The 13,205-nt window shown below is 70.4% G+C and carries 6 protein-coding genes; 4 read left to right on the top strand and 2 right to left on the bottom strand.

Annotated elements, in window-relative coordinates; genetic code table 11:
* Together AAW13_RS34300 and AAW13_RS34295 are read right to left on the bottom strand one after the other, a co-directional pair.
* Positions 1–1,032: a pyridoxal-phosphate dependent enzyme gene (locus tag AAW13_RS34300; RefSeq protein ID WP_046731290.1), complete on the bottom strand. Its 1,032-nt coding sequence runs from the start codon at positions 1,030–1,032 to the stop codon at positions 1–3.
* Positions 1,025–1,819 carry a GHMP family kinase ATP-binding protein gene (locus AAW13_RS34295; RefSeq protein WP_046731289.1) on the bottom strand — a complete coding sequence of 265 codons (795 nt, stop codon included), beginning with the start codon at positions 1,817–1,819 and terminating at the stop codon, positions 1,025–1,027. The genes AAW13_RS34300 and AAW13_RS34295 overlap by 8 nt, the downstream gene beginning before the upstream one ends.
* 961 nt (positions 1,820–2,780) lie before the next feature.
* Here AAW13_RS34295 and AAW13_RS34290 point away from each other — a divergent pair.
* The 4 genes from AAW13_RS34290 (at position 2,781) to AAW13_RS34275 (ending at position 13,157) form a co-directional block, all read left to right on the top strand.
* Positions 2,781–3,980 carry an MFS transporter gene (locus AAW13_RS34290; RefSeq protein WP_052768627.1) on the top strand — a complete coding sequence of 400 codons (1,200 nt, stop codon included), beginning with the start codon at positions 2,781–2,783 and terminating at the stop codon, positions 3,978–3,980.
* Between the two features lie 104 nt (positions 3,981–4,084).
* Positions 4,085–10,762: a hybrid non-ribosomal peptide synthetase/type I polyketide synthase gene (locus AAW13_RS34285; RefSeq protein ID WP_046731288.1), complete on the top strand. Its 6,678-nt coding sequence runs from the start codon at positions 4,085–4,087 to the stop codon at positions 10,760–10,762.
* Positions 10,762–11,487: a thioesterase II family protein gene (locus AAW13_RS34280; RefSeq protein ID WP_046731287.1), complete on the top strand. Its 726-nt coding sequence runs from the start codon at positions 10,762–10,764 to the stop codon at positions 11,485–11,487. The genes AAW13_RS34285 and AAW13_RS34280 overlap by 1 nt, the downstream gene beginning before the upstream one ends.
* Entirely contained in the window at positions 11,484–13,157 is a 1,674-nt protein-coding gene (locus AAW13_RS34275; RefSeq protein WP_052768626.1) for an acyl-CoA dehydrogenase family protein, read from the top strand. The genes AAW13_RS34280 and AAW13_RS34275 overlap by 4 nt, the downstream gene beginning before the upstream one ends.
* The last annotated feature ends 48 nt before the right edge of the window (positions 13,158–13,205 follow it).

The raw sequence follows: 13,205 nt of genomic DNA, 5'->3' as shown, positions 1-13,205 counted from the left end.
TCAGAACTCGCTCTTCGGTTTGGCGAAGTTGACGCCGTGGCGCTTCCAGTCCGTCCTGCACCAGGGCAGCCGGAGCTCCACGGGCTCGGTCACGACGAGGGGATAGCGGTCGGAGTCCCGTACGACGGCCGAGTCGGGGTCCTCGAACACGGTGTGCACGTAGCGGTGACCGGTGTCCGGTGTCACGAAGACGACGGGGCGCCCGTCGTCGAACCCGTGTCTGGACGCCTGCCACTCCGCCACCGCGTACGCGGCGCCGCTCGACAGGCCGGCGAACACGCCGTGTTCCCGGAGCAGTTCGATGCTGCCCGACCTCGCGTAGGTGAAGTCGATCCAGTGGATGTCGTCGTAGGCGTCGTAGTCGATGTTGCCGAAGTGGATGCCGCTGCCGAGGCCGGCGATGAGGAACTCGGGGTCCTCGACGTCCTGGCTCGCGAAGGACACGCTCCCGAAGGGCTGGATCCCGAGGAGCCGGGCGTCGACGCCGTGGCGCCGCAGCGCCGTGGCGAGCCCGCCCGTCGACGCGCCGGACCCCACTCCGCCGACGAGAACCAGCTCGGGGACGTCGAGCTGCTTCATCATGCTCTTGGCCGCGTGTTCGTAGCCGCGGTAGTGAATCCGGTCGTGGTACTGGCGCATCCAGTGGGTGCCGGGGTGGCGTCCGACGTATTCGATCACCTTCCGCACCCGGCCGGCCTGGTCCAGCTTCGCGTTGTCCGTGGCGTCCGGCTGGTCCACCGTGGCGCCCAGGACCTGGAGCTGGGCTCGCAGGGCCGCGTCGACGATGGGGGAAGCCACGATGTGGCAGTGGAAGCCGTACTTCTGGCAGGCCAGTGCCAGCGCGTGCGCGTAGACGCCGCTGGAGCTGTCGACCAGGGTGTCGCCCGGACGGATCACCCCGTCGGCCATGAGCTGCTCCACCGCGCCGAGCGCGGAGATCACCTTCATGGACTCGAACCGGAGGGTGAACAGGCCGGGGCGCAGGCGTATCAGGTCGGGCTGGGCGAGCGCGTCGGCGATGTGGTCAAACAAGGGGGTACCCCGCTCTCGTGAAGTAGCACCTGTAGCCCCGGAGCAGGAAGTACCTGCACAGATCGGCTCGTGTGGTCGCGTCGAAGTCGGCGGTCGACAGCAGGCCGACGACGGTCCCGGTGTGCGCCCGGATGACGCCTACGCCCCCCAGGTCCCAGTAGTCCCGCAGGAGGTCCGCCACCAGGTCGCTTCGGAGGTAGCGCTGTGCCAGCTCGGCCGACCGCGTCGCCTCCCGGGCCATCGCGAGGCCGTCCTGGTCCGTCAGGGCCTCGTCGAGCCGTCGCAGCGAGTCCGCGTAGTCCCGCGCCGAGTCCTGGTAGACGTGCAGGAGGTCGGTCTCGGGGTAGTCCTCGGTACGCACCTCGTGCTCGTCGTAGGCGTAGCAGACGTTGAAGGCCACGGTCGACGGATAGTCCCGGACGAAGACATGGGCGCCGCTCAGGTACAGCGTGTACCGGTCGGCGTGAATCGCGTCCGAACGTTCGATCGCGGTGAGGATCCTGCGGGTGGTGTCCGGATCGTCCTTGTGATCGAACAGGGAATCAAGGCATCTGATGAGGGCCAGGATGTCGGCCGTCGAGCTGGACATCCCCTTGCCGACCGGCAGATCCGAGCTGAACTCCCAGCGGCCGGCGGGGAGTTCGACGTCGTGCAGGCGCGTGTAGCACTCGAGCGCCGCCCGTCTCTTCGCCGTCAGGTGTGCCACCGGCGAGGCGTCGGAGGGATCGGCCGGTGCCGGCTTCGAGTAATAGCTCGCGTAGCTGTGACGCGACACCGGAAGGGTCACGAGGCCAATACGGGAGCCCCCGTCGTGCGGCACCGGCCCCTGCCATAATTCACCAAGGGATCCGTGCGCCGCCGCATGCGCGACAAGCACTTTCTCCACCTTTCCCAAATTTCCGGGAGGTCGGCTGACCGAACGGGAAAGGGGTCGCGATCCGCCGCACTTCGCAGGTCGAATCGACCGAGCTCGACAGCATCGTCCTCACGACTTTGCTGAACCCCGTCCGAGCCACCGAAAGAAGTTAGTCAGAGGTCGTCAGGCCTGTCAACACAAATAATAAAGGGTGATTCGGACTCGCATATCCAGTTCACCTGCTTTACTCGAAATGCCGGTTGTGTACCGGATCAGGACCTGAATCAATTCTTTACGCATAGACTTGAGCAAAGCGGGAACACGCGGGCGCTGACATGAGGAGATACCGCCGCGGGCCGGCAACTTGAAATCTCACAGAAATAATCGGGGTGGCCCTGCGGTGCGATGAGGCGTGCGCGAGAGGCGACGGCCGGGTCCGACTGCGGGCCCCTCGCGACGCAGAAGCATGTTCCAGCCAAAACGGCAGCCCAGTACCCCGTGCCCGCGCTTCGGAGCCGGTGGTCAGGCGGATGGGCAGCATGGATTTTCAGCCAGAACACGAGGCCCGGAACCCTGACCGACCAGACGGTCTCCGTGGTGGCTCAACTGTTGACTGCACCAAGTTGAATCAGTTACGTTCCCCCGTGTTCGATTTTGTGAACGAGTTGGCCTAGGCCGGGAACGTGTCGACGGGGGTGGACATGAGGTCCGAAGAGCGAGCACGAAGTATCCGGCATTCTCTGACATGCCGATCCGGTGAAGTGGGCCCTTCGTGAAGGATTCGCGGGGTTCTGCTGAAATTCACGCACGCTGAGACCTCTGCATAGTCCACACAGATGGGTATCCAGTGTTATCGGCCAGGCCAAACCTGACACTTTTACTTGCGCTCAGCATGGGTGCATTCAGTATCGGTACCGACAGTTTTGTCATCAACGGACTTCTCGAGAACATCGCGACGGACCTGCATGTCACGCAGTCCGGTGCCGGCCAGCTGGTCAGTGTCTTCGCTCTCGTCTACGCACTGAGCGCGCCGGTCCTCGCCGCGCTCACCGGTGCCGTGCGCCGGAAGCACCTGCTGCTGACCGCCATGGTCACCTTCGTGGCGGCCAACGCGTTGGGAGCCGTCGCGCCCGGCTATCCCGTGCTGATGGCCGCCCGGGTGGTCGCCGCCCTGGGAGCCGGGCTGTACATCCCGTGCGGCATCGCCATCACGATCAGCATCACGCCGGAGGAACGGCGTGGCCGCGCGATCGCTCTGGTGGCGGGTGGCATGTCGGCCGCCACCGCGCTCGGTGTCCCGATCGGGACCCTGGTCGGGACCGTGGGCAGCTGGCGCACGACGCTCGTCCTGGTGGCCGCTCTGGCGGCTCTGTCGGCGATCGTGCTGGCTGTGGCCCTGCCGCAGGTCCCGACCCCGCCGGCCGCCACGCTCCGCGATCGGCTCCAGGTCGCGGGCCACCCCGGAGTCCTGACGGCCCTGCTGTCGAACTCGCTGGCCTGCGCCGGAGTGTTCGCCGTCTTCACGTACATCGCTCCTCTCACCACCACGACCACACGGGTGGGTGCCGGCGGGGTCAGCGCGTTCCTGCTGGTATGGGGTGTCGCCGCCGTGCTGGGCAGTGCCGTCGGCGGGCGCGCCGCCGACGCCGTCGGCGGCCACCGCGCCTACCTCACGGCCACGGCGGTCCTGTTGGCCGGTCTGACCGCCATGACGGTGCTCACCCTGCCCGAACCGAGCGGTTCCCTCCTGAGCCGCGTACTGTTCGGGCTGGTCCTCGCCGTGATCAGCGTCGCCTGCTGGGCACTTCCCACGGCCCAGAACCACCGCATCGCGGGGCTGGACAGCCCGGCGCCGACCGTCGCGCTGTCATTGAACAGTTCCTCCTCGTACCTCGGCGCGGCCGTCGGCGGCGCTGTCGGAGGACTCGCCCTGCGAGACGGTTCCATGACCAGTCTGACTCTGACCGGGACCGGCATCACGGTGACGGCCCTCCTGGTCCTCACCGCCACAGCCCGCCTGTTCGGGACCGGACGTTCCGGTACCGCCCAGATCGCGCCGCCGGCCCGGACGGACCTGCCGACGGCCGACTGACCCACCACCGGGTCGCGGCTTTCACCTCCACTCGCACTTGCGCCCCATCCGCCCCAGCGTCGTGTGCCGAGCAGGGTGGAACCGCCCACATCACGGAGATTCGTGTGCATCCGACCGAAGACGAGCACGTACAGCAGGCGGCGGCCGCCGTCGAGGACGACCTGAACGCGATCTGGCGGGAAGTGCTGGCCCTGGAGCTGATCGGCAGGGACGACAGCTTCTTCGAGCTGGGGGGCGACTCCCTGCTGGCCACTCAGATCGTCACGCGCATCCGGGAACGGACCGGCATCGCCCTCCCGGTCCGCGACATCTTCGTCCATCCCACACTGCGTGAACTGGCGGAAGCGGTCCGGCGGGCCGCGGCCGGACCACGGGACGAAACGCCGGCGAACCAGCCGGAACCGTCCGCGGCGGGCGTTGCCGCGTCGGGCAGTCCCGCGCCGAGCGATGCCGCGTCGGGCAATCCCACGGTGGGGGATCCCGCGCCGGACCGTCCTTCGCCGGGCCGCGCCGCGCCGATCGATCCGGTGTCGGTCAACCAGGAACAGATGTGGTTCCTGCACAAGCTCTCCCCGCAGGACCCCGTGTACAACAGCTCCCGGACCATCCGAGTGCGCGGCGAACTCGATCTCGACCTGCTGGAAGAGGCGCTGACCCAGGTCCACGCCCGGCACGAGATCCTGCGCACCACCTATCGGGAGGAGCGCGGCCGGCCCACGCCGGTCGTCCATCCGGCCGGTCCGGTGAAGATCGGCCGAGTGGACCTCTCCGGCCTGCCCGCGGCCGAGCAGGAGGCGGAACTGCGCCGGCTCACCGGACAGGAGCTCACCCGGCCGTTCGTGCTCTCCGAACTGCCTCTGGAACGCTGGACGGCCTTCACCCTGGGCCCGCGTGAGCACGAACTGCTGGCCGTGGGCCACCACATCGTGCACGACAGCTGGTCGTTCTCCCTGGTACTGCGGCAGCTCGAGGAGCTCTACAACGCCGGGGCACGCGGTGGGCGGCTCGAGGCCGAGGTTCCTGCTCCACCGTACCGGGCGTACGCCCGAAGTCAGCGGCAGGCGCTCGAATCCCCCGCCATGCAGGAGCACCGGGCCTACTGGCGCGAGCAGTTGTCGGGCGTGCCGGGGCTGCTCGGCCTCCCGACCGACAGACCCCGGCCGTCCGTGCCGTCCCATCGGGGCGGCCGGGTCGCCGGCGAGGTGCCCGCCGCGTTGATGCCTGCCCTGGACGCGGTCTGCCGCGCGCAGGGAGTCAGCAGCTTCATGGTGCTGTACGCGTGCTTCGCCGGCATCCTCCACCGCTACAGCGGCGACACCGACATCTGCGTGGGCAGTCCGCTCGCCAACCGGCGCACCCGGGAAGAGGAGGAGCTGGTCGGCCTGGTGATGAACACCGCGGCCCTGCGGGCCCGGCTCTCCGAGGACACGACCTTCGAGGCACTGCTGCGGCAGGCGCGCGAGACCGTGCTGGACGCGGCGGCGCACCAGGCCTGCCCGCTGCCCCTGGTCATCGACGACCTCGGCATCTCCCGGACGGCCGCGCACGCGCCGCTGTTCCAGACCATGATCACCGTTCACGACGACAGCGTTCGGGGACCGCGATTCGGCAACGCCGAGTCGGTCATCACCGAACCGTTCAACGGGACGTCCAAGTCCGATCTGGGCCTCATCATGGCTCCCCGCGTCCGGCCCCACTGCGACGATGCCGCGGCGGACGGCCGGCCGGCCGACGGGATCGCGCTGACCTGGGAGTACAACGCGGACCTGTTCGACGCCGCGACCGTCGAGGGCATGGCCGCGGCCTTCCTGCGGATGCTGGACCACGCCCTGGCCGAGCCGGGGACCCCGGTGAGCCGGCTCCGGCTGTCCGACGACGCGGACGTGCGGCGGATCCTTCGCGAGTGGAGCGCCCCCGCGGCCGTCGGCGACGACATGCCAGGGGAGGTGTTCCTGCCGGTTCACCGCCGCGTCGAGCTGCGGGCCCGGACGGAGCCCGGCAAGGCGGCGCTGGTCCAAGGGAGCCGGTCGGTGACCTACGGCGAGCTGGACCGGGACGCCGGCCTGCTCGCCAGGCGGCTGCGGGCTGTCGACGCGCGCGCCGGGACCGTGGTCGGCATCTGTCTGCCGCCGGGACCCGACCTGGTGATGTCCGAGCTGGCGGTGCTCAAGACCGGGGCCGCGTTCCTGCCGATCGACCCTGGGCATCCACAGGCCCGTGCGCAGGCGATGGCCGAGGACGCCGACGTTCTCGTGGTGATCACCGACGACCAGGGACGGACCCGGTTCCCGGGCCTCACCTGCCTCACGGTGCACACGGCCGAGGAGGACGACGTGGCCGTCGACGCCGCCCCCGACACGACGGACGTCTCCGCCGACGACCTCGCCTACATCATGTTCACGTCCGGTTCGACCGGACGGCCCAAGGGCGTCGAAGTACCGCATCGCGGGCTCAGCAACCTCGTCTCCTGGTACGTACGGGAGTACGGCCTCAGTGGGGACGACAACGCGACCTGTGTCTTCTCCCCCGGGTTCGACGCCACCCAGCTGGAGATCTGGCCGTCACTGGCGGTCGGCGCCACCCTGCACTTCCCGGACCGGGCCGTCCTGCTGGTGGCGGCCGACTACCAGAGGTGGATGGCGGAGCGCTCCATCACCCTCACCACCCTGCCGGTCGCCCTGGCCACCCCGCTCCTGGGTCTGCCGTGGGACCCCGGAACCACCCTGCGGCTGATGGTAACCGGCGGTGAACGGCTGACCGCCCGGCCCGGTCCCGGAACCCCGTTCCGTCTGATCAACGTGTACGGCCCCACGGAGACGACCGTCCTCACCACGGTCGCGACGGTCGCGGCCGAGGGCGAGGCACACGGTGAGCCGTCGATCGGCCGGCCCGTCGCCGGAGTCGCCGCCTACGTGCTGGACACGGGGCGCCGGCCGGTACCGGCCGGGGTCGTCGGCGAGCTCCACATCGGGGGCTCCGGCGTGGCACGGGGCTACCTCGGGCGTCCGGAGCTGACCAGGGAGGCCTTCGTACCGGACCCGTTCTCGTCCGTCCCCGGTGCGCGTATGTACCGGACCGGGGACCTGGCCAGGTTCCGGGCCGACGGCGAGATCGAGTTCATCGGGCGGATCGACGAACAGGTGAAGGTGCGGGGGTACCGGATCGAGCTCGGTGAGATCGCCTCCGTACTGCGCTCGCACGACCTGGTGCGCGACGCGCACGTGGTGGTGCGTGCTCCCCGGACACCCGCGTCGGCCACGTCGTCGTCCGGGTCGGCCCATCACCAGCTGGTCGCCTACGTGGTTCCGCAGGACTCCGGGGCCGGACCCGACCGCGACCTGCTGCGCCGGCACGCCGCACGCAGTCTGCCGGAGTACATGGTGCCCACCTGGTTCGTGGTGGTGCCCGAGCTGCCCCTCACCCTCAACGGCAAGGTCGACACCACGAGGCTGCCCGAACCCGGCGGACAGCCGGCCGCGCCGGCGACACGCCTGCCCGCCGACACCCTCGAGCGCAGGATCGCCGACCTCTGGTGCGACGCACTCGAGCTGTCCCGGGTCAGTCTGGAGGAGAACTTCTTCGACCTGGGCGGGCACTCCCTGCTGCTCGCCCAGGTACACCACCGGCTGGACGCGGAACTCGGGATCTCGGTCCCGCTGATGACCCTGTTCGAATTCCCCACCGTGAGTTCCCTCGCCGCCCACCTCAGCGGCGTACCGTCCGCGCCACCGCGCGTCGAGGTCCGGGACCGGGGCGAGCGCGCGCCGGCCGCGTCGGAGCAGATCGCGGTGGTCGGCATGGCCGGACGGTTCCCGGGCGCCGCCGACATCGACGCGTTCTGGGAGAACCTCCGGGCGGGCGTGGAGTCCATCACCCCACTGGGCCCGGTCGGCCCCGACGGAGAGGGACTGACCGCCTTCGGACTACTGGAGTCAGCCGCCGAGTTCGACGCCGAGTTCTTCGGCTACTCGCCGCGCGACGCGCTCCTCATCGATCCACAACAGCGGGTCTTCCTGGAGGTGGTGCACACCGCGTTGGAGGACGCCGGACTGGTCCCGCGCGCGGACGGCCCCCCTGTGGGCATCTTCGCCGGCGGCAGCATGACGACGTACTACTCCGTGCTGCGCGCCCAGCGTGCCCGGCTGCCCTTCGCCGACGACTGGGAGTTCCGGCTCGCCGCGGGGGCCGACCATCTGACCACGCGGCCCGCGCACAAGCTCGGGCTGAGCGGCCCCGCGGTGACCGTCGCCACCGCCTGTTCCACCTCGCTGACCGCTGTCCATCTCGCCGCCCAGGCCCTCATGTCCGGCGACTGCGACGTGGCCGTCGCCGGCGGGGCGGGAATCCGGCTGCCGCTGCTCCCGGTGCGCTACAGCGAGGGCGGCCCGTTCGCGGTGGAGGGACACGTCCGGGCGTTCGACGCCGACGCCTCAGGGATCGTAGGGGGCAGCGCCGCAGCCGTGGTGGTCCTCAAGCGGCTGTCGGACGCGTTGGCCGCCGGCGACCACATCCACGCCGTGGTGCGCGGCTCGGCCATCAACAACGACGGTGGAGCGAAGATCGGCTTCACCGCGCCGAGCATCGAGGGCCAGGCACAGGTCGTACGGGCCGCGCACCTGGCCGCGGGCATCGAGCCGGACTCGGTCGGCTACGTCGAGACGCACGGCACCGGTACACCCCTCGGGGATCCGATCGAAGTGGCGGGGCTCACCCGGGCGTTCCGGGCCGGCACCGACAAGCGGGGGTTCTGCTACCTCGGCTCGGTCAAGACGAACATCGGGCACACGGACGCGGCCGCCGGTGTCGTCGGGTTCATCAAGGCCGTCCTCGCCGTGGAGAGGGGAGAGATCCCGCCGAGCCTCAACTTCGAGAAGCCGAACCCGCAGATCGACTTCGATTCCAGCCCGTTCGTGGTCAACACGGAGCTGCGCGAGTGGAAGGTGCCCGGCGGCACCCGGCGGGCCGGGGTCACCGCGCTGGGTATCGGAGGCACCAACGTGCACGTCGTGATCGACGAGCCGCCCGCCGTACCGGCGCCGGCCGGCAGACCTGCCGTGCCCGAGGTGCTGCCGCTGTCGGCCCGGTCCGAGGCCGCCCTGGAGGACCTGACGACGGCGACCGCCGAGCGGCTGGCCGGCGCCCCGGAGCTGTCGGCGGCCGACGTGGCGCTCACTCTCCAGCAGGGCCGCCGCGCCTACCCGCACCGCCGTTTCCTGGTCGCCCGGGACACCTCCGACGCCGCGCAGACTTTCGCGGCACGCACACCGCGGCGGGTGCTGACGGCCGCGGCGGCGCCCAAGCAGCGCCCGGTGGCCTTCATGTTCCCGGGGCAGGGAGGTCAGCACATCGGTATGGCCCGGGACCTCTACGAGCACCAGCCCGAGTTCCGGCGCCACCTCGACGAGGCCTGCGAGGCCGCCCTCGGCCGACTGGGCCTGGAACTGCGCGCCCTGATCCACCCTGACACGGGCGACGCGGACTCCGTGGCGGAGGCGGAGCGGCGCGTCAACTCCATCACGGTCGCGCAGCCGGCGGTGTTCGTCATCGAGTACGCGCTGGCCCGGCTCTGGCGTCACTGGGGCATCGAACCCAGTGCGGTCGTGGGCCACAGCCTCGGCGCCTACGCGGCCGCGTGCGCCGCGGGGGTGTTCTCCCTGGAGGACGGTGTCGGCCTGGTCGGCATGCGGGGGCGGCTGCTCCAGACGGTGCAGCCCGGCGCCATGCTGGCCGTCCGACGGCCGGAAGAAGAGATACTGCCGCTGCTCCCGGACACCGTCACGGTGGCCGCGGTGAACGGTCCCGGACAGGTGACCGTGTCCGGACGCGAAGCCGACATCGACGCGTTCGCGCAGGTCCTGACGGACCGCCGGATGGACTTCCGCAAGCTGCGCATCTCGGGCGCCGGCCACTCGCCGCTGGTGGAGTCGATCCTCGAGGAGTTCCACGCGACGGTCGCCGGCATCCGGCTCGCCGAGCCCACGGTGCCCTTCGTCTCCGACATGACCGGCACCTGGGTGGAGCCCGGGCAGCTGACCGATCCGTCGTACTGGACGGCTCACATGCGTCGGGCGGTCCGCTTCGGGGACGCCGTGTCCACTCTCCTGGAGGAGCCCGACCGCATCCTGTTGGAGGTCGGTCCCGGCATGACCCTGAGCACACTGTCCCGGCAGCACCCGGAGCTGACCGAGCATCAGCTCGTCGTACAGTCCCAGCCGCACCCCACGGATCCCAGCTCCTCGCTGGCCGTCGCGCTGGAGGCGCTCGGCAGGCTGTGGCTGACCGGTGCCCCGGTCGACTGGGACCGGGTGCGGCAGGGGCGGCCGGGACGGCGGGTCAAGCTGCCCGGGCATCCCCTGTACCGAAGGCACTACCTGGTGGAACCGCCCGAGTCCGAGGCGCACCTCACGGCCGGCGCGTCCGCTGCCACCTCGTCGGTCCCCGACGCGTGGATGGGCCGCGCACCCCGGGCGGACGACGGCGGGAGCGCTGCCGGGGACGCGCGGCACCACGGGACCGTGGCCCCGGACGACGAGGCCGCGGCCGGCACGCCGACCGCGCTGCGCATCACGCAGACCTTCCGGGAGCTGCTCGGACTCGACGAGGTCGAGCCGTCCGACAGCCTCTTCGACCTCGGCGGCGACTCGGTCCTGGCCACCCGGCTGGCCGCCTGGCTGCGGGACACGTTCCACATCCCCCTGGAGACCCGCGAGGTCTTCGTCCACCCCACCGTCGCCGCCCTGGCCGAACTGACGGACCGACGTATCGCGGAGAGTGATCAGTGATGGCCGCCCGCTCACCCTGGCTGGTCTGCCGCCGGAAACGACCCGAGGCACGGCTGCGCCTCTACTGCTTCCCGCACAGCGGTGGTTCGCCCGGCGAGTACGTGCGCTGGGCGGAGGACCTGCCCGACGTGGAGGTGTGGGGCATCCAGGCCCCCGGCCGCGGGTCGCGGATCGCGGAGGCGCCCGTCACCTCGGTCCAGGAGTTCACGGACGGGCTCGTGGGGAGTACCGAGTTCGTCGCGCCCTTCGTGTTCTTCGGGCACAGCCTCGGCGGTCTGACCTCCTTCGAGACGGTCCGGGCCCTGCGTGCCGCCGGCCGCCCGCTGCCCGAACGGCTGGTGGTGTCCGCCTACCCGGCACCCCACCTGACCCATCCGCGCAGCCCGCTGCACACCCTGGACGACGACGAACTGCTGGCCGCGATCGACGAGCGGTACGGCGGCCTGCCCGACGCGCTGCGCCAGGATCCGGAGCTGTCGAAGCTCGTGGTGCCGGCGTACCGCGCGGACTTCACCGTCTTCGAGACGTACAAGCACGACCCCCAGCCGCCTCTTGACATCCCCCTCTCCGTGCTGGGCGGGGAGAACGACATCTCGACCCCGTTGCTGCCCGAGTGGGATCAGCACACCCGCGCGGACTGCACCGTGCGGCTGATCCCGGGCGGACATTTCTACCTGCGAGAACGGCCGGAGGAGTTCATGAACGTGCTGCGGAGGCTCATATGACGTCGAACATCCTGCGGGAGATCGTCCACGGCCGGCTCCCCTGGACGGAACTGCGCTCCGTCCCCCAGCAGTCCCCGGAGGACCGGCGGGCCGCTGACGAAGCGATGGCCGTGCTGGAGAAGCTGCTGGACGAGCATCTCGACGCACTCGCCCTGGACGGCGGCGGCCGGCTCTCCGACGGCCTGGTCCGCGGGCTCACCGAGGCCGGATTCCTGGCCATGTCGCTTCCGTGCGCGGACGGCGGTCTCGGCCTCTCCGAGTACGGCGCGTTCCGGGTCTACGAGACGGCCGCCCACCGCTCGCCCGCCGTCGGCATGCTGCTGTCGGCGCACAACTCGATGGGTCCGGGCACCTACCTGCGCGCCCTGCCCGAGGGCCCGTTGCACGATCTCCTCGCCAGGCATCTGGCCGCCGGATCCCTGTCCGCGATCGCCAGCACCGAACCCGAGGGTGCCGCGAACTCGGACCGGTCCGCCACCGCGCGTCTCACGGCGGACGGCAGTGGCTATCTGCTGAACGGCGAGAAGGTGTTCATCAGCAACGGCTCCCTCGCACGACTCGTCGCCGTGACCGCGACCGTCGAGGACAGCGGCGGTCAGGTCGGCCTGTTCTTCGTCGAGGTTCCCTCGTCCGGTTTCGAGGTCGTCGCCGAACACGAGTACATGGGGCTGCGTGGTGCGCCCTCGGCGCATCTGCGGATGACCGACGTGTTCGTCCCGGTGGGCCACACGGTGTCCGCGCACGCGCAGTGGCGTAGCGCGTCGCCGTTCGCGGAACTGCACACCCTGGCCCGGATCTATCTGATCAGCGCTCCCTCGATGGCGATCGCCCGGCGGTGCCTCGACTGGTCCCGGTCCTTCGTGGCCGGACGCCGGGTCGACGGACGGCCGCTGGCCGAGTACGAGGCCATCCAGCGGATGACCGCCGCGTCGGCCGCGGATGTCTACGCCATGGACAGCGCGGTGCGCCGGGCGCTGATCGGCACCGACGCCACCAGGTCCCAGTGGGAACGCGACGCGCTGAAGAACATCACTTCGCTGACCGCGTGGCGGGTGGCGGACCGTGCGGTGTCGCTGATGGCCGCCCAGGGCTTCGAGACCGCGCGCAGCAAGGCGGCACGGGGTGTCGCGGCCTTCCCCGCGGAGCAGGCCCAGCGGGATCTGCGCGGGCTGAGGGTCGGCGGCGGCGTGGACTTCAACCTCGACCGCGTCCTGGCCGCACGCATGCTGGCCACGTACTACCGGGACGCCCCGGGCCCGGGACCGAGCGGCGAACAGCCCGTGTCCGGCACGGTCGACACAGGCGCTCTGTCGGAGGTCAACGAGGGGCACCTGACGGCCCTCTTCCAGGACGTACGACGACTCGGTGAGGTCTGCGCGGAGCTCACGGGCAGCACGCCGGCTCCCGAGCTCCTCCTCCGTCAGGAGACGCTGATCGCCGTCAACCGCATCGTCACCGAGGTGTTCACGATGGCGGTCGTGCTGGCCCGCGCCGCGTGGAGCGAAGACGAGGAACCCCACGCCCAGGATCTGACAGCGGTCTACTGCCACGGCTCGCGACGCCGTCTGACGAGCCTGTGGGAACAGGTCTCGCAGCCGCTTCCGGACGTCTACCGACGGCTGTCCCAAGCCTGGATGAGCGGGGAGACGGTCGGCCTTCTGCACCCCTGACCGTTCCCCTCGGCCCGCTCGAAGGACCCACTCGACTCTCGTAAAGGA

Origin of the sequence: Streptomyces humi (genome assembly GCF_001005085.2) — a bacterium.
GTDB classification, from domain to species: domain Bacteria; phylum Actinomycetota; class Actinomycetes; order Streptomycetales; family Streptomycetaceae; genus Streptomyces; species Streptomyces humi.
Note: the sequence above shows the minus strand (reverse complement) of the source record. Positions and strands in the feature narration are given on the sequence as shown.